The sequence below is a fragment of the Pseudomonas mandelii genome, assembly GCF_024138395.1.
Taxonomy (GTDB): domain Bacteria; phylum Pseudomonadota; class Gammaproteobacteria; order Pseudomonadales; family Pseudomonadaceae; genus Aquipseudomonas; species Aquipseudomonas mandelii_E.
Map to the genome: position 1 here is coordinate 19,512 of NZ_JAMYDU010000023.1, position 23,168 is coordinate 42,679.

Below are 23,168 nucleotides of genomic sequence, written 5' to 3' on the forward strand. Positions count from 1 at the left end.
TTGGATCTTCGCGGCATCGGCCGTCTGCTTGTCGAGCGGGAACGAATCGCATGCTAAGTAACATCCAGGCCAAATTGCTGATCGTCGACGATCTGCCGGAGAACCTTCTGGCGCTGGAAGCCTTGATCAGGCGTGAAGACCGTATCGTCTACAAAGCCCTGTCCGCCGACGAAGCCTTGTCGCTGTTGCTGCAGCACGAATTCGCCATGGCCATTCTTGATGTGCAGATGCCCGGCATGAACGGCTTCGAGCTGGCCGAGCTGATGCGCGGCACGGAAAAAACCAAAAACATCCCGATTGTGTTCGTCAGTGCCGCCGGCCGTGAGCTGAATTACGCGTTCAAGGGCTACGAAAGTGGTGCGGTAGACTTCTTGCACAAGCCGCTGGATATTCATGCGGTCAAGAGTAAGGTCAATGTTTTCGTCGACCTGTATCGCCAAAGCAAAGCGATGAAGCATCAGGTCGAAGCGCTGGAGCAAAGTCGCCGGGAACAGGAGGCGCTGCTTAAACAGTTGCAGAACACCCAGAATGAGCTGGAGCAAGCAGTGCGCATGCGTGATGACTTCATGTCCATCGTTGCCCATGAAGTCCGTACGCCACTCAATGGCCTGATTCTTGAAACCCAACTGCGCAAAATGCACCTGGCCCGGGATAACGCCGCAGCATTCACGCTGGACAAGATGCACGCCATGGTCGATCGCGACGAGCGGCAGATCAAAAGCCTGATCCGCCTGATCGAAGACATGCTCGATGTGTCGCGGATCCGCACCGGCAAGTTATCGATACGCCCCAGTCGGTTTGACCTGGTGCAGCTGCTGAACAACCTTCTGCAAAACTTTGCCCCGCAGGTCGAGGCCGCGGAGTCGTCGGTCACCTTGACGGCCGAGCAGCCCGTGGTGGGCAATTGGGACGAGTTCCGCATTGAACAAGTGATGTCCAACCTGTTGACCAATGCGCTACGTTATGGCGCCAAGAGTCCGATCGACGTACGCGTGTACAATCAGGGCGGGCAAGCGTGGGTCGAGGTTCAGGATCGCGGTATCGGGATCAGTGAAGAGAATCAGCAGCGCATTTTTCAGCAGTTCGAGAGGGTTAGCGCCAAGGCTGTTGTAGCGGGACTGGGCCTTGGGTTGTTTATTTCGGAGCAGATTGTCGCCGCCCACGGTGGCTCCATCACCGTCGAGAGCCGGATTGGCGAAGGCGCCTTGTTTCGCGTTCGTCTGCCGCTGCAGGAAAACAGCCCGATAAACGCAACCTCTGAGTGACCTCACGGTCGTATCAGCAGCTATTGACCGAACAAAGGTTTTCCATGAGTGAAGATGCACAAGATGTGGTACTGATCGTCGAGGATGACCCTTCGATCCTAATGGTGCTGTCTGCTTACTTGTCGGGCGAGGGTTATCGGGTGCTGCAAGCCGAAAACGGCGAGCAGGCCTTTGAAATTCTGGCGAGCAAACCGCATCTGGACATGATGATCACCGACTTCCGCTTACCGGGGGGAATCTCTGGCGTGCAGATCGCCGAACCCGCCGTGAAGCTGCGACCGGAGCTCAAGGTCATCTTCATCAGCGGCTATCCGCAGGAAATTCGCGAGACCGACAGCCCGATCACCCGCAAAGCGCCGATCCTGGCCAAACCGTTCGATCTGGATGTGTTGCAACGGATCATGCAGGACATGTTGTCCTGAAGGCGGTTATATCGTTGACCAGACGGCCCCCCGTAGGAGCTGCCGAAGGCTGCGATCTTTTGATCTTTTTTGCGTTCAGGATCAAAAGATCGCAGCCTGCGGCAGCTCCTACGCCGCAATCCTTCAGATTCTGATCATCTCCCGCACCTTCGCCGTCAACAAATCGAAGGTGAACGGCTTGGTGATCATCTGCATGCCAGGGTCAAGAAAGCCACCGCGCACGGCGGCGTGTTCAGCATACCCGGTGATGAACAATACCTTGAGATCAGGCCGATACTGCCGGCCGATTTCCGCCAGTTGCCGGCCGTTCATGCCCGGCAGTCCCACGTCGCTGATCAACAGGTCGATTCGCTGACCGGAGTTGAGAATCGGTACGGCGCTGTCGGCATCGCCCGCTTCAACGAAGGCGTAGCCCAATTCACTCAATACGGCACTGACCAGAACTCGCACAGCGGGATCGTCCTCGACGATCAGCACGGTTTCGCCGTTCCGGGCGTAAGGCGCGAGTTGGGCATCGATTCGGGTGTCCTGCACCAGTTCCCCGCTGAAACGCGGCAAAAACAGACTGACCGTGGTGCCTTTTCCGACTTCGCTGTGAATGCTGACATGGCCGCCGGACTGTTTGCTGAAACCGTAAATCATCGATAAACCCAAGCCCGTGCCCTGGCCAATGGGTTTGGTCGTGAAGAATGGGTCAAAGGCCCGGTTGATGGTGCTTTGCGGCATACCGTAACCGGTATCGGTGACGCTCAGGACGATGTAATCGCCCGGTTTCAGGTTGCTGTGCGCCTCGGTGAACACCGTGTCCAGATGCTGATTGGAGGTTTTGACCAGTAGCTTTCCGCCGTCCGGCATGGCATCCCGGGCATTGAGCACCAGGTTGAGCAGGGCGCTTTCAAGTTGGTTGGGGTCCGCCTCGGCCACCCACAGTTGCTCGTCCAGCTGCATTTCCAGGTGAATGCTCTCGTTGATGCTGCGCTGCAACAGCTCATCCATCGACACCACCAGGGTGTTTATCTGCACCGGTTTTGAATCCAGCGACTGCCGTCGGGAGAATGCCAGCAAACGATGTGTCAGGCCCGCCGCGCGGTTGGCTGAGGTCACCCCAAGATCGATCAGACTGTCCAGGTCCTCGGTGCGCCCTCGGGCCAGGCGTCGACGCAGCAGCTCCAGGCTGCCGATGATGCCGGTCAGCATGTTATTGAAGTCGTGGGCAATACCGCCGGTGAGTTGGCCGACTGCTTCCATTTTCTGCGACTGCCTGAGAACTTCCTCGTTGTGGCGCAATTGCGCGGTGCGCTCCTCGACCTGTTGTTCGAGGGTTTCGAGGGTATTTTGCAGGCGCAGTTCGCTTTGGCTCAGATCAATCAACCGGTCCCGGGCTTCATATTGCCGTCGTCGGCCGCGCAACGCGGTGGTAACCAGGCTGATCAGCGTGATCGGATGAAACGGTCGCTCGAGAAAGGTCACGTTGCCCAACTGCAAACCGAGTCGCGACGCAGGGTTCTGCTCCGGGCCACCGTGGTGGGTCAGCAGTACGATCGGCAAATCCGACCACGCCGGTTGCTGCTCGATCAGCCCCAGCAGTGGTTCAAGGTCAGCGCCCAGTAAGGCCTCGGAAGCAATCACCAGCAGGCCGGCACCCAGCGACAGCTCATTGCACAAAGCGCCCAGATCCCGAGTGATGACCCCTTCGACTCCTGCCTCGTTGAGCATCATCAGCGCGATCTGGCTGTCGCGCCCCAACGGCGCAAGAATGATTGCGCGCTCGGACATCGCCTCCATGGCCGTCACTGGACATCTTCCTCAAGCAGCGGCTTGCTCGCACCCAGGTAGGTTGGCACGCCGCGCAATACACCCTGGAATGCATCCAGTGGTTCACCGATGGTCATGCCCTGGCCGCTGATGCGGTATTCGCGAATGGTCGATTCGTGGCTGCCGGTGCGTTTCTTGATGATCGAGATCGCCCGGCGAACCTTGCCCAGGGCTTCGAAGTAGCGCAACAGGATGACCGTGTCGGCCAGATAGGTAATGTCGACCGGGGCCTGCATGTCACCGACCAGCCCATGCTGAGCGACGGTCATGAACGTCGCGGCGCCTTGGCGATTGAGGTACAGCAGCAACTCGTGCATGTGCAGCACCAGCGCATTTTCCTCGGGCATCGCCGCCTGATAACCGTTGATACTGTCGATCACCACGGTTTTGATATTGCCCTCATCGACACAACGACGAACCCGGTAGGAGAACTCGCCGGGGGACAATTCGGCGGCGTCCACTTGCTCGATCAGCAGGTTGCCGGTTTCTTCCAGAGCCTTCAGGTCGATGCCGATGTTTTTCATTCGCTCGAACAGCAGCCCCAGTTCTTCATCGAAAATGAACAGCGCGGCTTTTTCGCCACGGGCCACCGCCGCCGCGGCGAAGACCATCGAGATCAGCGATTTGCCAGTACCGGCCGGGCCGAGGATCAGGCTGCTGGAACCCGTCTCGATACCGCCACCGAGCAGGGCATCCATTTCCGGGATGCCACTGGTCAATTGCTGGCGGACATAACGCCCGCGATGTTCGGCCGCCACCAGGCGCGGGAACACATGCACGCCATCACCCATGATGGTGAAGTCATGGAAACCACCCCGATACTTCTGACCGCGATACTTCACCACGCGGATGCGCCGGCGTTCGGCACCGTAGTTGGGCGTCAATTCTTCGAGACGAATCACCCCGTGGGCCACGCTGTGCACGGTTTTGTCGAGGGCTTCGGTGGTCAGGTCATCCAGCAGCAATACCGTGGCGTCGTAGCGCACGAAGTAATGCTTGATGGCCAGAATCTGCCGGCGGTAGCGCAAAGAGCTTTGGGCCAGCAGGCGGATTTCGGATAGGCTGTCGAGCACTACGCGGGTCGGCTTGACTCGCTCGACCGCTTCGAAAATCTGTTTGGTGGCTTCGCCCAGTTCCAGGTCCGAGGAATACAGCAGACTCTGCTGATGCTCGGCATTGAGCAGGCTTTCTGGTGGCGTCAGCTCGAAAATATGGATGTTCTCATCCAGCTCCCAGCCATGGGACAACGCCCCTTGACGCAGCTCGCGCTCGGTTTCCGACAGGGTGATGTACAACGAGCGCTCGCCGGCACGGGCGCCAGCCAACAGAAAATGCAAAGCGACGGTGGTTTTGCCGGTTCCGGGTTCACCCTCCAGCAAGAACACGTGACCGCGGGACAATCCACCGGCCAGGATGTCATCCAGACCTTCGATACCGGTGGCGGCTTTTGCACTGATCAACTCGTTAGATGTAGACAAGAAATGCCCTCTCATGACTAGGGGAAGCGAGGCAGCAGGCTGGGAGCACCGCAATAGACTGCCTGATCACTTGACCTTTCGCCGAGACGGCGGTTCAACCTTTTGTTGCTCTGATTTGTAGCAGCTGCCGAAGGCTGCGTTCGAGCGCGTAGCACTCGTCATCGATTGACCGACGGGAGCTGCGGCCCCGAACGCAGCCTTCGGCAGCTACTACAGAGGCGGTCTTTTAAAGCCCTTGCTGCAACGCTGGATCATCCGGATTGAGCTGCTCCAGCTGTGCCAGCAATATCTGCACGTTCTGCAACTGTCCGCTTTCCTTCCAGTAATTGATCAGCAGTACGCGCGCCTTGCGATCCGCCGGGTGACGCTGGACGATTTCCTGTAGCTGGTTCTGCGCCGCTTCCAATTCTTGCTCGCTGTGCAGCGTGGTGGCCAGGTCGTAGCGGTAATCCTTGTTGTCCGGCTCAAGCTCCACGGCTTTGGACAGCCCGAGCAGGGCGAACTCACTTTGCCCGTGATGCAGCAACCAGAGCCCCAGCGCATGTTGCAGGTAGGCCGAGTCAGGCTGGGCCTTTAGCTGTTTTGCCAACAATTGCCTGGCGGCATCGCTTTGGCCTTGTTTATCCAGCACTTCGATCTGCATTACCAGCGCCGGCAGGTTACCGGGCGCCAGTTGCAACGTGCGCTCCAGGGCCTGCTGCGCGTCCTTCAACTCGGCATTGTGCAAGTGCAGGCGCGCGAGTTGGTATTGGGTTTCGGCGCTTTCCGGCTGACGCTTGAGGCGTTGTTCCCAGGCATCGATGGCTTGCTCCAAAGGGCCGAAGTACAACCCCAATTCATCCGGCGTCAGCCCCAACAAGGCGTTGACCGCCGCAAACCGCACGCTCGGGTCGCTGTCATCGAGCAAGGGCCCCAGCAACAGACTGCGCTGCCCATTGGGCACCAGCCCGCTGAGGCTTTTGATCGCTGCGATGCGCACATCCGCCGAGGGATGTTGCAGGTCTGCATTCGCCAGTTTCAGGGCTTGCGGGCTTGGGTAGTTGGGCAGTTCGGTATGCAGCCACACACGGCGCTTGGCCGACAGGTCAGGGCGACCCAATTGCTGATAAAGCACTCGCGCCGCGCCAGGTTGACCCGCGCGTGCCTGGGCCAGCGCTTCACTGTAGCCATGCTTGATCGCCGCCGGCACCACAGGCGTCGTACTGCGCATGAAAAACCAGGCGAGGGCGAGGGCAAGCAATATGCAGAGGCTGATGAACAAGTAGCGGCGGGACTGAGGCATGCAGGAATCCGGGGGGTGGCAGGTTTTTGCAAAGTCATCAGCTTCGGTCAGGCCGGGCTGTGAGTCAAACCACGAGTGAGGATTTCGCGATTTGAGTCTTGGGGTAACTGATTATTCCTGATACCCCCAAATCCCTGTGGGAGCGGGCTTGCCCGCGATTGCGTCGGTACATCCAACATCCATGTGCCAGACAGACCGCTATCGCGGGCAAGCCGGCTCCCACAGGAGTTGTGGTGTTTGCACTAGGGTATGCAGCCAAAAAAAAAAGCCCCGCGACCGAATGAGGCGCGGGGCAAAGAAATTGGTTGGTTGCGGCCAACCAAAGGAGCTCTTTAAACCATTACTTGCTGGCGACCGTCTCTGGTTGCCAGCCGCCGCCGAGGGCTTTGTAGATGGCGACGATGCCGCGATACAAATCGACTTCGGCCTGGGCCTGGGTGTCTTCCGCTGCCAGGCGCTCACGCTGAGCATCGAGCAGCACGAGGAAGTCTTCGGTGCCTTCGCGGTATCGAATCTCGGCGAGATCGGCAGCGGCGCGGCTTGATTCGCTTTGACGAATCAGCGAGATCAGGCGCTGCTGACGTTTGCCGTAATCGCTGAAGGCGTTTTCCGACTCTTCCAGCGCCAGCAGTACTTGCTGCTCGTAGGTCGCCAGGGCGCCTTCGGCTTCAGCATCGGCGCCGCGCAAACGGGCGCGTACGCTGCCCAGGTCAAACGCCGCCCAGGTAATGCTTGGGCCGAGTGCCCAGGCGTTGGCCGCCGAAGAACCGATCTGCGAACCGCGCCCGGCGGTGAAACCGAGGAAGCCACTCAAGCTGACTCGTGGGAACAAATCAGCCTTGGCCACGCCAATACGAGCGGTGGCGGCCGCCAGTTGGCGTTCGGCGCTGCGGATGTCCGGACGCCGTTGCAGCAGTTCGCCCGGATCACCGATCGGCAGGGCCTTGGCGATTGCCGGCAAGTCTTTTGGACTCAGGTCGACGGTCAGCTTGTCCGGACGCTCGCCCAGCAGGGTGGCGATGCGATTGCGCTGACGCACCTGTTCGGCCTGCAGTTGCGGCACGCTGGCTTCGACAGAGGCCAGGCGCGCATCGGCGCGAACCACGTCCAGCTGATCACCGACACCGGCATCACGCAGGCTTTCGGTGATCTTGCGCGATTCCTGCTGATTGTTCAGGTTGGCCAGGGCGATCTTTTCCCTCAATTGCGCACCGCGCAGTTGGCCATAGGCGTCCACCAGTTCGGCAATCATGGTGACTTGCAGTTGGTACAGATCGGCTTCAGCTGCCTGCTGTTCGGCGTCGCTGGATTCCAGATTGCGCTGGATGCGACCGAACAAGTCCAGTTCCCAGGCCATGTCCAGGCCCAGGTCATAGCGTTCACTGCTGACGCGGTCGGTGGTCTGGCCGGGAATCTGTCCTTTGGCCAGATCACTGCTCGCGCGGCTGGTGATGGTCGGCATGGCGTCATTGCTGGCGTCATCACGAATTGCCCGGGCGGCTTTCCAGCGAGCGAAAGCCACGCGCAAATCGCGGTTGCCTTGCAAGGATTGCGTCACCAACTGGTTGAGGGTCGGATCGTCGAACTGCTGCCACCAGATGCCTTCGAAACGGGCGCGGTCGAAGTTCTTCTGACCGGCGCTGCCATCGGTGGCGGCCGTGATGTTGGCCGCCTCCGTGGTTGGGGTTTTGTAGTCCGGGCCAACAGCACAGGCACTCAGGGCCAGTACCAGAAGGCTCGGCAGGAAGGCTTTCAGGCTCATTGTTGCGCCTCCACTTTCAGGGCTTTGGCCGCTTTGCGCGCTTCACCGCGCTCCACAAAGTTGCGAATCAGTACGTAGAACACCGGCGTCAGCAACAGACCGAAGAAGGTCACCCCGAGCATCCCGGAGAACACGGCCACACCCATGGCATGACGCATTTCGGCACCGGCACCGCTGGAGAAGACCAGAGGCACAACACCCATGATGAACGCGAAGGAGGTCATCAGGATTGGCCGTAGACGCAGACGGCAAGCTTCCAGCACCGCCGCCAGCGGGCCGAGGCCTTCTTCCTGTTTATCCTTGGCAAACTCGACAATCAGAATCGCGTTCTTACACGCAAGTCCCACCAGTACGATCAAGCCGATCTGGGTGAAGATGTTGTTGTCGCCGCCCGAGGCAATCACCCCGGTAATTGCCGACAGCAGGGTCATCGGTACGATCAGGATCACCGCCAGTGGCAGGCTCCAGCTTTCGTACTGCGCGGCGAGCACCAGGAACGCCAGCAGTACGCAGAGCGGGAACACGAACAGCGCGGTGTTGCCGGACAGAATCTGCTGGTAGGTCAGGTCGGTCCACTCGTAGGTCATGCCGTTGGGCAATTCGTCCTTGAGCAATTTCTCGATGGCTTTCTCGGCCTGGCCGGAGCTGTAGCCGGGGGCTGCCGCACCGTTGATTTCAGCGGTGATGAAGCCGTTGTAGTGCATCACGCGGTCCGGCCCCGAGGTGTCGCTGACCTTGATGAAGGTCGCCAACGGAATCATTTCGCCGCGGTTGTTACGCACTTTCAGCTGACCGATCTGGTCCGATTCGAGACGGAACTGCTGCTCAGCCTGAACGTTGACCTGATAGGTGCGACCGAAGCGGTTGAAGTCGTTGGCATACAGCGAACCCAAGTAGATCTGCAGGGTGTCGAAGATGTCGCTGACGGCCACGCCGTGAGTCTTGGCTTTTTCCCGGTCGATGGCGGCATCAACCTGCGGCACGTTCACTGTGTAACTGGTGAACAGGCCAGCCAGTTCCGGCACGCCGTGGCTTTTGGTGATGATGTTCATGGTTTCTTTGTACAGCTCGTCATAGCCCAGGTTGCCCCGGTCTTCGATCTGCAGGCGGAAACCGCCAATGGTCCCCAGGCCTTGTACCGGCGGCGGCGGGAAGATCGCCATGTAGGCTTCCTGAATCCCGGCGTACTGGCCGTTCAATGCACCGGCAATCGCACCGGCGGACATGCTCGGATCCTTACGCTCGTCGAACGGTTTCAGGGTGACGAAGACGATGCCGGCGTTCGGGCTGTTGGTGAAGCCGTTGATCGACAGACCCGGGAAGGCCACGGCGCTTTCAACGCCAGGCTGTTTCAGGGCCAGGTCGGACATGCGCTTGATCACGTCTTCGGTACGGTCCAGGCTCGAGGCATCCGGCAGTTGCGCGAAGGCCACCAGGTATTGCTTGTCCTGGCCGGGTACGAAGCCGGTCGGGGTATTGGAGAAACCGAAGAACGTCAGCACCATCAGGCCGGCGTACACCAGCAGGGCGATCCCGCTGCTGCGGATAACCCGGCCCACGGTGCCGACATAGCCATGGCTGGCTTTGTCAAAGAAGCGGTTGAACGGACGGAACAACCAGCCACCAAATATCTTGTCCAGAACCTTGGAGAAACGGTCTTTCGGTGCGTCATGGCTCTTGAGCAATACGGCGGCCAGCGCCGGCGACAAGGTCAGCGAGTTGAAGGCCGAGATTACGGTCGAAATCGCAATCGTCAGGGCGAACTGTTTATAGAACTGCCCGGTCAACCCGGAGATGAATGCAGCCGGGATAAACACCGCACACAGCACCAGTGCCGTCGCGATGATCGGACCGGTCACTTCGCGCATCGCACGCTTGGTGGCTTCTATAGGGGTTAATCCGAGCCCGATGTTTCGCTCGACGTTCTCCACCACCACAATCGCATCGTCGACCACGATACCGATGGCCAGTACCAGCCCGAACAGCGACAGGGCGTTCAATGAGAAGCCGAACAGGTGCATCACGGCAAACGTACCGATCAAGGATACCGGCACCGCCACCAACGGGATGATCGAGGCGCGCCAGGTTTGCAGGAACAGGATCACCACCAGCACAACGAGGATCAGTGCTTCGAAGAGGGTGTGAACCACCGCTTCGATGGAACCGCGCACGAAGATTGTCGGGTCATAGACGATGCTGAAGTCCATGCCTTGCGGGAAGTTCTTCTTCAGCTCGGCCATTTTCTCCCGAACGTCGTTGGAGATCTGGATGGCGTTGGAGCCAGGGCGCTGGAAGATCGGGATCGCCACCGCGGGCTGGTTGTTCAGCAAGGAGCGCAAGGCGTATTGGCTGGAGCCGAGTTCGACGCGAGCGATGTCTTTCAGGCGAGTGATTTCACCATTCTCGCCGGAGCGAATAATGATGTTCTCGAACTCCTCCTCGGAAACCAGACGGCCTTGCGTGTTCACCGACAACTGGAACGCGGTGGCATTCGGCGCAGGCGGAGCGCCCAGGGCACCGGCCGCCACTTGACGGTTCTGTTCACGAATCGCGGAGACCACATCGGTGGCGGTCAGGTTGCGCGAAGCGGTCTTGTTCGGATCGAGCCACACCCGCAGCGAATAATCGCCCATGCCGAACAGCTGAACATCACCGACACCGCCCAGACGCGCCAGCTCATCCTTGATGTTTAGCAGGGCGTAGTTGGACAGGTAGAGCATGTCGTAGCGTTTGTCCGGCGAGGTCAAGTGCACAACCATGGTCAGGTCGGGCGACGCCTTGTCGACGGTGATACCGATGCGCGTCACTTCCTCGGGAAGTTTCGGCTCGGTTCGGGTCACGCGGTTCTGAACCTGTACCTGCGCGTTATCCAGGTCAGTGCCCAGGGCGAAGGTGATGGTCAGGGTGATCTTGCCGTCAGCGGTGGACTGCGAGGACATGTACAGCATGTTCTCGACGCCGGTGATGGCTTGCTCCAACGGAGCGGCCACGGTTTCACCGATGACTTTAGGGTTGGCGCCCGGGAAGTTGGCACGGACCACAACGGTCGGCGGCACGACTTCCGGGTATTCGCTGATCGGCAACTGGAACAGCGAGATGGCGCCGGCGATCAGGATCAGCAGCGACAGTACCGCTGCGAAGATCGGCCGTGAAATGAAGAATTGGGAAAAATTCATCGGAGTAATTGTCCCTTAACCGCGTGGAGTCGCAGCAGCCACTTTCACAACCGTACCTGGCGCGACCTTGGCAGGTGCGACTTGAGGCAGGTTGCTGGCTTCCAGCGCTTTTCGTTGTTGTGCGAGAGCCGCGAGGGTTTGTTCGCTGGCCATCGGAATCACTTCAGGAGTGACCGGTGAACCAGGACGAACCCGTTGCAAACCCTTGACGATGATGGTGTCGTCTTTGCTCAGGCCGCTGCGCACGATGCGCAGACCTTCAATCTTCGGACCCAGCTCGACGGGGCGGTAAGCCGTTTTGTTGTCGGCATCCATCACCAGCACGAACTTTTTACCCAGGTCGGTACCGACCGCTTCGTCATTGATCAACACGGCGGAGTAGGTGCCGCTGCCCACCAGTTTCAGGCGAGCATAAAGCCCCGGGGTGTAGGTGCCGTCGCTGTTGTCGAACACCGCGCGACCGCGGATGGTGCCGGTCTTCGGGTTGACCTGGTTGTCGACGAAGTTCATCTGGCCCTGGTGGGGGTTGCCATCTTCATTGGACAGGCCGAGGTAAACCGGCGTGGTTGCGCCGCGTTGGCCCTGGCGGGCGAGCTGGGTGTATTTAAGGAAGACACGCTCGTCGGCGTCGAAGTAGGCGTAGACCTTGTCGGTGGACACCACGCTGGTCAGCGCGGTGGTATCGGCGGTCACCAGGTTGCCAGCGGTGATTTCCGCACGGCTGACACGGCCGCTGATAGGCGCAGTGACGCGGGTGAAACTCAGGTTCAGTTTGGCCAGGTCCAGTTGGGCCTGGAGGGCACCGACGGCGGCGCGAGCTTCTTGAGCCGCGCTGGTGCGCGAATCGGCGAGTTCGGCGGAAATCGCGTTGCTGGTGCGCAGACGTTCGCCGCGTTGGGATTCGTTTTCGCTGCGGGTGGCCGTGGCGCGAGCTTGCGCAACCAGGGCTTCGAGGCGGCGGACCTCAGCCTGGAATGGACGCGGGTCGATCTGGAACAACAAATCGCCTTTCTTGACCAGCGCGCCTTCGGTGAAGGCCACGTCATCGATCTGACCGGAAACCCGTGGACGAATCTCTACCGTTTCCGGCGCTTCAAGGCGCCCGGTGAATTCATCCCACTCGTTGACCGGTTGTTCCAGCACCTTGGCCACGCTGACTTTGGCCGCGGGCATCGTGGCGGCAGCGTCCGGGGTCTTGCCGCAGGCGCTCATCACCAGCACGGCCAACAGGGCCAAGGGGAAGCGCAAATGTTTGAGTGACTGTTCCATGGATGCATCCGCCAATGTATTGAGATGGACGGATGATGCTTGGCGGGGTGGTATGGCACGAATCGAATGAAGCGAAGGTAACTATCATTCGGAATGATATCAGCTCGAAGCGAGCCCTCTAGCATGCACCTTCCATCAGTGGGCTATCAAATGAAATGATGACAATTCTGTGTTGCAGAGAGTGCAACGGTTGGCTTGAAACCGTGTTACGGCTTTCGCGGGCAAGCCTCGCTCCTACGGTTGATCGCGTTCTTCTGTAGGAGCGAGGCTTGCCCGCGAAGAGGCCATCAGCCAATACAAAAATCAAACCAGCGTAGTCAACGATGCAATTGGCCTTCGTCCCTGTTTTTGTGCCATGGACCCCTGTCCCACATTCCTGAATGTTCAGGACTGAAGTTCGTGCACTTTCCCCACAAAAGACCTGATGACAGCAGAACCGACTATCCTTTCGGATAGTGAACGCTGCACTCTTGGCAAAAAGGGACACCATGCCAGACTATGATCGCGCCATCGGCTCCAGACCCGGCATCACATGCGGTGATCGAACCCGTCTGATCAGGTCCTGGATACTCAGGCCCTGGGCTTCAATTACGGTTTTCTGTCTTTTCACGGCAACTCCCGGATCCGCTGTCGAAAACACCACGGTTACGGTGATTCAAGCGCAGGAAATCGTTTCCAGGGCCACCCTTGAAGCCGTTCGCTGGAGCGGCCCTGAATCCGGCCCGCAAGCCCTGCGGGGCAAGAGCATCGCCCTTGTCGCAGAAGATTTGCGTAACGGAGGAATTGTCGGTGTCGCGCAGGGCGCTCGCGAGGCAGCCAAGGCGATGGGCTGGACGCTGAAGATATTCGATGGCGCCGGATCAGCGGCCGGGCGCGCAAAGGCCTTTTCCGATGCGCTGGCAGCGAAACCCGACGGCCTTATTCTGTGCGGCTCCGATGCCCTTGAGAACAATGCGGCGCTGATCCTCTTCGCCAACAGGGATGTGCCGGTGGTTGGCTGGCACGTCGGGGCACGTCCGGGGCCGATTGACGGCACGCCGGTGGCCATGAACGTCACGACCGACCCGCTCGAAGTGGCTCGCCTCACGGCCATGGCGGCAGTGGCACAGTCAAACGGGCACGCCGGCGTGGTCATCCTGACCGACTCCAAGTACAGCATCGCCATGGCGAAAGCCAAGGCCATGGAAAACGTTATTCGGGCTTGTCGGGAATGTACGTTGCTGGAAGTGCGCGATGTCGCGATCTCCGAAAGTGGCGAGAAGATGCCGGAGATCACCAAGGAGCTGCTTCAGCGCTATGGCAAGCGCTGGACCCACACGCTGGCCATCAACGATATCTATTTCGACTACTCGATTGCCTCACTGACCAGTGCTGCAATACCCAGTGACGGCATCAGTCTGTTGTCTGCCGGTGATGGCAGCGCTTCGGCTTTCTTGCGCATACAGGCGAAAACCTACCAGACCGTTACCGTTGCCGAGCCGCTCAACCTGCATGGCTGGCAAGTGATGGATGAATTGAACCGGCTGTTTGCAGGTCAGCCGGTGAGCGGCTTCGTAGCGCCGATTCACTTGGTCAATGCCGACAATATCGTCTTCGACGGCGGAAAAAAATTCCAGTACGACCCTGACAATGGCTATCGAGACATCTATCGCCACCAATGGAATCCCTGACATTGGACGTTACTTCCCGGCTTGGACGCCAGCTATTGCCGCAATCGCTACGCGCACAGTTCACCCTGGCGTTTCTGACGCTGGCGCTGCTGATCCTGGCGAGTGGTGCAACTGCGGTCTACGCCTTGCGCACGTCAAACAGCGCCACCCGCCAGCTGACGGATGAACGACTGATCCGCATGCAAGATGGGCAAGACATGCTGCAGCGTACCTTGCTGATCGAACGCCAGACCGATCAGCTTCTGACAACCCGATCCCCCGACACCCTGCGCTCAAGCTATGCGGCGACCGTCGAACAGCTTGAAGCCCTTGATCAATTGGTGCAGCAGCTGACTGCCGCGAACAGTGGCGTGGCGATACTCGACATGCATCAGTCGAGTCAGATGTTCCGCAATACCGCCAACATCGTTGCGCAGCTGCGAGAAAGCCTGCTGCAAACCGAGGTCATCTTCGAGCAAACCATGGAGGATCACACCGCCCGGTTAACCGCGACGCAGACCCGGGCCAGCCTGGAACTGACGGTATTGCTTTTCGATCTGCCGCAGGCTGTTGACAGTGATGCCGTGCAACGGCTGCGGATCCGCTATGAGCGCCTGTCACGCACCGCTGGCAAGTTAACCGACGCTGATGTGCAGACGCCCGATCTCTTCTCCCTGCGCCTGAGGCTCATCAATCAGCACAACGTCATACAGCGTTTCAATGAGGAACTGAAGAATGAGGCCGGGGTTCTGGTCGCGGTGGCCCGTGCGCAATCCAGTGCTTACACCGAAGACTATCGCGAAGCCCTGCAGCGCCTGGTCGAGGCCTCAAATCGTAGCCAGCAATGGGTGCTGATCATGTTGGGCGCCAGCCTGGTGTTCGCCTGGTTTGTGACCCGGGTCTTCATGGGGCGTCATGTGCTCGTGCGCCTGAATGAAATAAGCCGGCAATTGCGTCAGGAACATACTGACAAAACGCATGTGATGATGGCGGAACATGGGAAGGACGAGATCGGCAACATGGCTCGCGCGGTGAATCAATTCCTCAAGGACCGACTTCAACTGGAAAAAAGAACGGTCCAATTGAGTATCGCCACAGAGCGGCTCGCCCTGCAAAACAGCCGATTAGAGCAAGAAGCCGTCATCCGTGCCGGGCAAGGTCATGTCCTGGAGCTGATCGCCAGGAGCACCGAGCTTGCCGAAGTCCTCGAAAGCCTGGCTCACCTGGTCGAGTCCCAACTGGAGGGGATGATGGTGTCCATCCTGGTGCTGGATGAGGAGGGCAAGCACCTGCTGCACGGAGCTGCGCCCAGTTTGCCGAAAGCCTATAACCAGCTCATTGACGGGATTGCGATCGGTCCGAATGTCGGTTCATGCGGCACCGCGGTGTATCGACGAGAACCGGTCATCGTCACCGATATCGAGTTGGATCCGCTGTGGGAGGAGTACCGTTCAGTCGCTGCGCCCTATGGATTTCGCGCCTGCTGGTCGACGCCGATTCTGTCCCATGAGCGAAAAGTATTGGGTACGTTTGCCTTGTATTCCAGCACCGTACGCAGCCCTAGCTCGACCGAGACGCGACTGATCAACATGGCGACACCTCTTGCCGGCATTGCGATAGAACGCCAACTTACCGAAAAGCGCATTCGCTATATGGGTGACCATGACGCACTGACCGGGCTGCCGAATCGCACACTGCTCGAAGATCGTCTCAAGCAGGCAATACTTTATGCTCAGCGCTACAGCCGACTGGTGACGGTGGTGTTTCTCGATCTGGACAAATTCAAACTGGTGAATGACAGCCTTGGGCACAGTGCTGGAGACGAACTGCTGAAAACCGTCGCCCAGCGCATGCTGGAGTGTGTACGCCGCACCGACACCGTCGTGCGACTGGGTGGCGACGAGTTCGTGATCATCCTGTTCGACCAGCTCTCAGACATCGACGGTGTTACTCCAGCCCTGCACAAAATCCAGGAAGCCATCCTGCGACCGATTCAGCTCAGCGGACATACACTCCACGTCACCTGCAGTATGGGGTTGGCTACCTATCCCGCTGACGGCATTGATACCGACACGTTGCTCAGTAATGCGGACGCCGCCATGTACCGCGCCAAGGAGCTGGGTCGCAACAGTTACCAGTTCTATACGAGCGAGATGAATAACAAGGATCAGGGCAAGCTCGCCATGCAAGACGGGCTTCGAAACGCACTCAATCATGACGAGTTCCTGCTGCTGTACCAGCCACAGGTGGATTTGCAGTCAGGTCAAATTATCGGCGTAGAGGCACTGATCCGCTGGCAGCACCCCGAGCTCGGCATGGTGTCTCCAATCAAATTCATTCCGCAGGCCGAAGAGACCGGGTTGATCGTGCCCATCGGCGACTGGGTGATTCATGCCGCGTGCAGACAGAACAAGGCCTGGCAGGATGCGGGCTGTCCGCCGATCACCATGTCGGTGAATATTTCAGCACGCCAGTTCATCGAAAGAGACCTGATCGACCGGGTGAGGCATGCCTTGCAAGAAACCGGACTGGACCCGATGTACCTTGAGCTGGAGCTGACCGAAAGTCTGATCATGCAAGACCTTCAGCAAGCCATCAGCAAAATGAAGGAACTGCAATCAATGGGAATCAGTCTCTCGATCGACGACTTCGGCACCGGCTACTCCAGCCTCGCAGCATTGAAAAGCTTCCCGATTGCGAGGCTCAAGATCGACCAGTCTTTCGTGCGCGATCTGCCCGACAATGAGAACGACAAAGCCATCGCCACCGCAGTGATTTCGTTGGGGCACAAATTGAACCTGAAGGTCATTGCCGAAGGTGTCGAAACCGAAGAGCAGCAAACTTTCCTGCGTGAAAACGGCTGCGATGAAATTCAGGGCCATTTGTTCAGCAGCGCGGTCAGCTGCGATGAAATCACTCTGTTACTGCGTACGCCCCGGTTACCTCAATCGAGCCGCATTGCGAGCCTTGACTCGCTAAGGCGAAAACGCGTTGTAAAACGCCCAAGCATTCCAATACCCGGGCGTTAATGACTCTGCGTACGGTAATACGCTCGGCGTGCGTTTATGACAGGCTATCCGGATCCCTCTAAACCTCTCCGTGGGGGAATAACACTGAAGCAATTCTTATAGGGTCTCTCCAGGATGAAGTGGAGAGATATCGCGCCTGAAAAGATTCGGTTAATTGCGAAGTATTCGAGCTGTTGTGCTGACAAAAATCAGCAGAACAATCAGGCAACCCAGAGCGAATGACAAGGTGCTTAGATGGGCGACTGCCCCAATAAATACGGGACCTATCAGAATGCCCGCGTAGCCCATCGAAATGACAGCGGGGATGGCAACCGCCTGTGGCATACGTTGCTGTCGGCCTACAGCGGTAAAGATAACTGGGACAATGTTCGAGCAGCCTGCCCCTACCAGGGCGTAGCCGATCAAGGATGCGGGCCAGCCATCGATCCCGAGTGACACGAGCATGCCTGCCGCTGCGCAGAGCCCGCCTAGCGCAACGACGCGCACGCCGCCTAGTTTGCTGACGATGGCGTCTCCCGTCAGGCGGCCCACCGTCATTGCAGCGGCGAAAGATGCGTAGCCCAAACCGGCGATGCTCGGCTCTAACCCTCGGTTCGAGACAAGGAAGACCGCGCTCCAGTCAAGCATTGCACCTTCAGTGAGGAATACGATGAAACACAGCGTCCCTAAAAACAGCACGATACCCCTGGGCACCGCGAACAATGGCCCACCCCGTTCAGTGCCATAAGTCAGCAAAGCAGGTGCAGCCTTGTAAAGTGATCCCAAAACTGTGGCAACGATGCAGAGCACAGCCATCAGTGGATCCAGGCCGAAGGTCAGTAAAGCGGTCATCGCCCCGGCGCCCAATATACCTCCGACGCTGTAAAGGCCATGGAAGCCGGACTGAAGTGCCTGCCCACTGTTTTTCTCGACGATGACGGACTGTATGTTCATGGCGCAATCAAGCATGCCCATGCTGGCGCCGAAGATAATGACGGCTATCACCAGTCCAGGTAGCCACACCACGGTGCTCAATAGAGGCAGAACGGCACACAGTGCAATAGTTGCCCAGATGATGACCGGTCGGCATCCATAGTGCGCAGTGAGATATCCAGCAAAGGGCATGGCTACAATAGATCCACCGCCAAGGCCGAGAAGCAGCAACCCCAGGCCACCATCGTCCAAACCGACACGTGCCTTTACCAATGGAACCAGAGGCGCCCAAGCGGACATGAGTAAGCCCGCGATGAGGAAGGCAATGCGTGTAGACATCCGCTCGCTGTAGTTAGCCGTCGGTATCAACACTGACGATGGAGCATTCATAATTCTCGGTAATCCTTATCGGTGATGTTAACCATCATTTACTCGGCTTAGACTTTGCGGATTTTTTTGTTTTTTGCGTGCTTGCGTTTCGGAAAACTAACGCCTGCGCTCATACGTCGCTCTATAACGACTTGGCGCTACGCCAAAGAAGTCACGAAAGCGCATATGGAAGTTGGCGAAACTGCAAAAGCCGGTCGCGATCGCGATATCGGTAATCGGCCGATTGCTCTGCAAAATAAGCTGTCGCGCTCGAGTCAAGCGCAACTCAAGGTAGTAACGTGTGGGAGTGGCGCCGACGAAGCGGCAGAAACGGCGCTCCAATTGTCGTCGGGAAATGTTCACACATTCGGCCAGTTCGTCGATGGATAGCGGCTCTTCGATGTTCTTTTGCATCAGTTCTAAAGCGAGCTTCAGGGTTTGTGGCAAGGTGGGGTCAGCGTCAACGATGACTGTCGATATCCCAGAGACTTCAGGGGTTTGATCGCAGCTAAGTATTTCCTCGACAGCATGGGTCAGAGACACGCCTTGTTTAGCGGTGATGAGCTCCAGCATCATTCGTAAGGAGCTGCTGGCGCCGGCGCACGTTATGCGATTTCTATCGATGACGTGCGTTCGACAAGAGACCAGGACTTTGGGGAAAACATCCTCCATCATCGCTCGCCCATCTGGATGGAAGGCACACTCGACACCATCCATTAGCTGAGCTTCTGCCAGGAAAAATGCGCCGTTCCATAAACCGCCCATGGTCGCGCCAATAGAGGCGACGTTTCGCAGCTTGCGACGTAATAGCGGGTCGCTGATCAGTTTGACCCGTAAACCACCGGCGACGATCAGAACGTCGATACGATCCGGTAGTTGTGATAGCTCCAGGTCTGCTGAAATCGCAATTCCCAGATCGCTCATGACCAGACGGCTCTTGATGCCGACAGTCAACACCTCAAACGCCGGTGTATCGCTAATCAGGTTGGCAGTCACCAGCGCATCAATAGCGCCGGTAAACGACATCATCGAGAAATTATTCAAAAGCACGAAAGCTACACGAGTTACCGCCTGCGGCTTCAATGGTTTCTCGGCCGTATAGGAGTACCCCATATTCTTGTCTTTAAGCACGCTCTCGAATACGAATGGCATAAATCCTCTTTGACACTTGAACGAATAGCTAAGAAACCGTTGCGCAATCTAAACAGCGGTTTTTGGAGCGGACAGCAACAAATCAAAGAATGATTGGCAGTCATCACTACCGGGTAATGCTTCAACACTGTTCTTGATGGCATTGCTGAGTGTGGTTCCCAAGCTGTCATCAGCCAGTAAATGGTACTTAGCAGTGAGTTCGTCGCTCGACATAGGGTTGCCGGGGTCGCCCTTGGCCGTCGCGGTTGGACTCGTAAGGCGTGTGCCGTCTGTCAGGGTAACCGTGACGCGGGAGAGAATTTCCTCCGGGAACCTGGCGGACAGATCAGGCGCCTCATGAAGGGTTATTTTCTCGCTGATATGCAAGATGTCTGGCGCATGAATGGAATCCCCGGTGACCTCTTTTGGCCCCAGCTTCCCGCGAACGATCAAGGCGGCGAGTGGGAACGCTAGCGCATACTGGGCCTCGTCCGCATTCTTTGGAAAATGCCCCTGCAAACACACAGACTCGTGGAATGTTTCAACATCAATGGCCTCGATCAACTCCGCAGTGATGACTGAATGTGCTCGCATCAAATCGGTCATGGCCGTGAGTGCCGGTTGCGCCCAGCGACATACCGGCCACGGTTTGAAATATTGCTCGTCGATCTCCCAACGGGTTCCGATGTCCTGCCAGAAAGTGGAAATCTCCAAAGGTTCAACGGTGGCGGCTGGAGCGCCAGTGACACCTATCTGTGCCATCAGTAGTGCATTCAGTCCGGCATACGCCCCGGCGCCGTGGGCATCACGCAACATCGTTGGGAAGCTCACCAGGCGCATCATCGGGCACCTCGGGCCAAAGTATTCCGCGATACCCAGCGCATGACGGAACGTCGTTTCATCAAGTTTCAGCAAGCGGGCGCCAGCGCAAACGACCCCGATCCCGGAAAAGGCACCTGAGGCATGATATTCCGGGGCGGTGGCCATCAATGCCTGGCCCGCCCGCAAGGCGGTCTCGTAACCGATGCACAGTGCGCTGAGGAATTCTTCGCCGCTGATGTCTTTGCCCTGACTGCGATACGCGTCAACCAATGCAACAATGGCCGGGACAACGGTTGCACCCGCATGCCCCTTGGAGGTGAAGTGACCTTCATGTGCATCCAGGCTATCAACGCAGAAACCGCCTGCATACGCGGCGCCCAATGGATGAACGGCTCTGCCGTCGAACCAGAGGCGGCTGGACAGCTTGTTGGCCGAGTAGTGGGTGTCAGCGTAAGTTTTGAGCATCACGCTGGTTTGGTTGTCGCGGGCTCCGGCGGCCACACCAATAATGTCGAGCAGGCAAGTTTTAACCAACTCGCGTGTATGCAGGGGCGCGTCCTTGTAACTGAAATTCTGGACGAATGAATACAACTGCATTTCATGATTCCTGAATGATGAACGCCCAAACGGATAAAAAGTTGCCGGGGGCAGGGCAACCTTTCATGCAGATTTAAATGAAGGGACTATTTTTTTGCGGTGGCTGTATTAGCCGCGGCTCGTGCGTCTGCCAACCAGCTGTCGTATTTCGCGCGATGGGCCGCGATCCATTCTTTGGCGTGACGAGTAATGTCAGCTGCACTTTTTTCACCATTGTGCATTTTCAGATTTTGCTCGCTTTCATCGTCGGTAGTGATCTGCATTTCAGACAGGAACTTCACGGCAGCCGGATTTTTCTCGGCGAACTCTTTATTGATTACCGCTTTGACACTGTCTACCGCGAAACCAAGGTTTTTACCATTGAAGGTAGTGTTGGTATCGTTTTTACCACCTGGAAGATCCGTACGTGGCACGGTTAACCAAACAACATCTTTACCTTCGACCAAAACACCGGAGATCCACTGAGGTACCCAGGTGTAATAGAGAATTGGCTTACCTTGTTTATAACGAGCGATGGTGTCCGCCATCAAGGCAAAATAGGAGCCCTGATTATTGGAAACGGTCTTCATCAGGTCATAGGCTTTCATGTGGTGCGCAATGACGAGCTCACAGCCCCAACCCGGGTTGCAACCCGTGAGGTCAGCTTTACCGTCACCATTGGCATCGAACAGTTTGGCAATTTCCGGCTTCTGCAAATCTGCGAGCGAGGTGATGTGGTGTTCATCGGCTGTTTTTTTGTCAATCATGTAGCCCTGCAACACGCCCGGCATGATAGCGCCGGTTTTCACCATCGTCTCATCGCCGCCGGCCTTCGCGTAGAAAGATTTGTGCAGTTCCTCCCACAAATGCACTGAGAAATCCGCGTCACCATTGGCAATCGCAACCATCATCGTGGAGTACTCGGTTTCCTTTGGTGTTTCAACGTCGTAGCCCAACTCCTTGAGACCCGCCATTGCAATCTCTCCGCGAAACCGCTCCTCGGCGATTGACGGAAAGATCGGGGTGATTGATACCCCTTTTCCGGGCTCCTGCGCCGTTGCGGCCGATGCGAACACAGGTGCTACCGCTAAAACTAAAAGCGCCACAGAATGAATGAATTTCTGTTTTATTCCGAAGGTTGTGAAGTTCATTATCGTTTACCTTGGGTGGGTTACTAAGTTGGCATTTCTTTTTGTTCACAACGCGCCGCTAAGCGGATTAACTTTCTTTGGGACTAACTTCTATTTTTGTAACAGTGTTTTTTCTCTTCAGGCGATAAATGACACCCGCCGGGCCTGTCTGGTACCAGTGCTCACCTTTGGTTGCCCTGTTACTGCGTTCGCCCATCGCCTGGGTCAGTCGGTCGAGGAAAATCGCCAGCAATACCAGCCCCAATCCACCGACGGTTGCCAAGCCCATATCAAGGCGACCAATCCCGCGAAGTACCATCATCCCCAACCCGCCAACCGAAATCATTGATGCGATCACCACCATGGAAAGTGACAACATCAATGCCTGATTCAGGCCCGCCATGATCGTCGGTGCAGCTAAAGGAAGTTGAACCCGCCTGAGCATCTGGCGTGGGGTGCATCCGAAAGCCCGGGCCGCCTCAACCTTGTCTTCCGGTACCTGGCGAATTCCCAGATTGGTGAGCCTGACCAGTGGTGCTACCGAAAAGATGATCGTGACCAGTACTCCCGGCACGTTGCCGATACCAAACAGCATCACCACGGGTACCAGATAAACAAATGCAGGCAGTGTTTGCATTGCATCGAGCACCGGCCGCAGAAGCATCTCCAGCCGGTCACTCCGGGCACACAGGACACCCAGCGGTATGCCAATAACTGCACAGAAAAACAGTGAAGTGAGCACCAGCGCGAGGGTGATCATGGCGTCATTCCATACGCCGATTACGCCTAATAGCGTAAGAGTAACAAAGCAAAGAATACCAATTCTTTTTCCGCCTACCTGCCAGCCAAAGAGCGTGGCGATAATAATGAATATTGACGGAGGAATGGCCAGTAGTCCGTACTGAATACCATTAAGTACTTGGTCGATTGGCCATCTTATCGAGCGGAATACCTCGCGGAAATTCTGAACCAGATAATTAAGGGCAACTTCTACCCATTGGCCCAAAGGGATGTTGATGGATTGAAACGGGTCTAGAAAACTGAATTCGTTCATGTCATCACCTGAATGTCCGAGCCTGGC

General features: G+C 57.5%; 15 protein-coding genes. 4 read left to right on the forward strand and 11 right to left on the reverse strand.

Features of this window, described 5'->3' with window-relative positions; genetic code table 11:
- The first annotated feature begins 50 nt into the window (after window positions 1–50).
- Entirely contained in the window at window positions 51–1,265 is a 1,215-nt protein-coding gene (locus NHU87_RS23715; protein ID WP_253552896.1) for a hybrid sensor histidine kinase/response regulator, read from the forward strand.
- 44 nt (window positions 1,266–1,309) lie between these two features.
- Entirely contained in the window at window positions 1,310–1,687 is a 378-nt protein-coding gene (locus NHU87_RS23720; RefSeq protein WP_253552898.1) for a response regulator, read from the forward strand.
- 123 nt (window positions 1,688–1,810) lie between these two features.
- On the opposite strand, the gene NHU87_RS23725 is transcribed toward NHU87_RS23720, so the two are convergent.
- The 6 genes from NHU87_RS23725 to mexE form a co-directional block, all read right to left on the reverse strand.
- Entirely contained in the window at window positions 1,811–3,481 is a 1,671-nt protein-coding gene (locus NHU87_RS23725) for an ATP-binding protein (protein ID WP_253552900.1), read from the reverse strand.
- On the reverse strand, window positions 3,478–4,980 hold the full coding sequence (locus NHU87_RS23730; protein WP_253552903.1) for an ATPase domain-containing protein: 1,503 nt from the start codon (window positions 4,978–4,980) through the stop codon (window positions 3,478–3,480). Before NHU87_RS23730 ends, NHU87_RS23725 begins: the two co-directional genes overlap by 4 nt.
- 226 nt (window positions 4,981–5,206) lie before the next feature.
- Window positions 5,207–6,262 (reverse strand): tetratricopeptide repeat protein, encoded by a 1,056-nt coding sequence (locus NHU87_RS23735; protein ID WP_253552905.1) that lies wholly within the window; start codon window positions 6,260–6,262, stop codon window positions 5,207–5,209.
- A gap of 340 nt (window positions 6,263–6,602) precedes the next feature.
- Window positions 6,603–8,024 carry an efflux transporter outer membrane subunit gene (locus tag NHU87_RS23740; RefSeq protein WP_253552907.1) on the reverse strand — a complete coding sequence of 474 codons (1,422 nt, stop codon included), beginning with the start codon at window positions 8,022–8,024 and terminating at the stop codon, window positions 6,603–6,605.
- The gene (locus NHU87_RS23745) at window positions 8,021–11,200 is read right to left on the reverse strand and encodes an efflux RND transporter permease subunit (RefSeq protein WP_253552909.1); all 3,180 of its coding nucleotides are present in this window, start codon (window positions 11,198–11,200) and stop codon (window positions 8,021–8,023) included. The genes NHU87_RS23740 and NHU87_RS23745 overlap by 4 nt, the downstream gene beginning before the upstream one ends.
- A gap of 15 nt (window positions 11,201–11,215) precedes the next feature.
- Window positions 11,216–12,469, reverse strand: a complete 1,254-nt coding sequence (mexE, locus tag NHU87_RS23750) for a multidrug efflux RND transporter periplasmic adaptor subunit MexE (protein ID WP_253552911.1) — start codon at window positions 12,467–12,469, stop codon at window positions 11,216–11,218.
- Between the two features lie 650 nt (window positions 12,470–13,119).
- Here mexE and NHU87_RS23755 point away from each other — a divergent pair.
- Window positions 13,120–14,139 (forward strand): substrate-binding domain-containing protein, encoded by a 1,020-nt coding sequence (locus tag NHU87_RS23755; RefSeq protein WP_253552964.1) that lies wholly within the window; start codon window positions 13,120–13,122, stop codon window positions 14,137–14,139.
- A complete protein-coding gene (locus tag NHU87_RS23760; protein ID WP_253552913.1) occupies window positions 14,127–17,147 on the forward strand; it encodes an EAL domain-containing protein in 3,021 nt (1,006 codons plus the stop codon). Before NHU87_RS23755 ends, NHU87_RS23760 begins: the two co-directional genes overlap by 13 nt.
- A gap of 150 nt (window positions 17,148–17,297) precedes the next feature.
- Here the strand turns inward: NHU87_RS23760 and NHU87_RS23765 are convergent, their stop codons facing one another.
- The 5 genes from NHU87_RS23765 to proW all read right to left on the reverse strand — a co-directional run bounded on the left by NHU87_RS23765 (window position 17,298) and on the right by proW (window position 23,141).
- Window positions 17,298–18,449, reverse strand: coding sequence for an MFS transporter (locus NHU87_RS23765; RefSeq protein ID WP_253552915.1), 1,152 nt, complete (start codon window positions 18,447–18,449; stop codon window positions 17,298–17,300).
- Between the two features lie 96 nt (window positions 18,450–18,545).
- Entirely contained in the window at window positions 18,546–19,580 is a 1,035-nt protein-coding gene (locus NHU87_RS23770; RefSeq protein WP_253552917.1) for a GlxA family transcriptional regulator, read from the reverse strand.
- A 48-nt stretch (window positions 19,581–19,628) separates the two neighbouring features.
- Complete coding sequence (locus NHU87_RS23775) at window positions 19,629–20,978, reverse strand: MmgE/PrpD family protein (protein ID WP_253552919.1); 1,350 nt, start codon at window positions 20,976–20,978, stop codon at window positions 19,629–19,631.
- A gap of 86 nt (window positions 20,979–21,064) precedes the next feature.
- Window positions 21,065–22,108, reverse strand: coding sequence for a glycine betaine/L-proline ABC transporter substrate-binding protein ProX (gene proX, locus NHU87_RS23780; RefSeq protein WP_253552921.1), 1,044 nt, complete (start codon window positions 22,106–22,108; stop codon window positions 21,065–21,067).
- A 67-nt stretch (window positions 22,109–22,175) separates the two neighbouring features.
- Window positions 22,176–23,141 (reverse strand): glycine betaine/L-proline ABC transporter permease ProW, encoded by a 966-nt coding sequence (proW, locus tag NHU87_RS23785; protein ID WP_253552923.1) that lies wholly within the window; start codon window positions 23,139–23,141, stop codon window positions 22,176–22,178.
- Between the last annotated feature and the right edge of the window lie 27 nt (window positions 23,142–23,168).

What these genes read in the sequence shown, in the direction of transcription:
- NHU87_RS23715 (WP_253552896.1), top strand. Translation starts at nt 51, where the DNA reads ATGCTAAGTAACATCCAGGCCAAATTGCTGATCGTCGACGATCTGCCG.
- NHU87_RS23720 (WP_253552898.1), top strand. Translation starts at nt 1,310, where the DNA reads ATGAGTGAAGATGCACAAGATGTGGTACTGATCGTCGAGGATGACCCT.
- NHU87_RS23735 (WP_253552905.1), bottom strand. Translation starts at nt 6,262, where the DNA reads ATGCCTCAGTCCCGCCGCTACTTGTTCATCAGCCTCTGCATATTGCTT.
- NHU87_RS23740 (WP_253552907.1), bottom strand. Translation starts at nt 8,024, where the DNA reads ATGAGCCTGAAAGCCTTCCTGCCGAGCCTTCTGGTACTGGCCCTGAGT.
- NHU87_RS23745 (WP_253552909.1), bottom strand. Translation starts at nt 11,200, where the DNA reads ATGAATTTTTCCCAATTCTTCATTTCACGGCCGATCTTCGCAGCGGTA.
- mexE (WP_253552911.1), bottom strand. Translation starts at nt 12,469, where the DNA reads ATGGAACAGTCACTCAAACATTTGCGCTTCCCCTTGGCCCTGTTGGCC.
- NHU87_RS23760 (WP_253552913.1), top strand. Translation starts at nt 14,127, where the DNA reads ATGGAATCCCTGACATTGGACGTTACTTCCCGGCTTGGACGCCAGCTA.
- NHU87_RS23765 (WP_253552915.1), bottom strand. Translation starts at nt 18,449, where the DNA reads ATGAATGCTCCATCGTCAGTGTTGATACCGACGGCTAACTACAGCGAG.
- NHU87_RS23770 (WP_253552917.1), bottom strand. Translation starts at nt 19,580, where the DNA reads ATGCCATTCGTATTCGAGAGCGTGCTTAAAGACAAGAATATGGGGTAC.
- NHU87_RS23775 (WP_253552919.1), bottom strand. Translation starts at nt 20,978, where the DNA reads ATGCAGTTGTATTCATTCGTCCAGAATTTCAGTTACAAGGACGCGCCC.
- proX (WP_253552921.1), bottom strand. Translation starts at nt 22,108, where the DNA reads ATGAACTTCACAACCTTCGGAATAAAACAGAAATTCATTCATTCTGTG.
- proW (WP_253552923.1), bottom strand. Translation starts at nt 23,141, where the DNA reads ATGAACGAATTCAGTTTTCTAGACCCGTTTCAATCCATCAACATCCCT.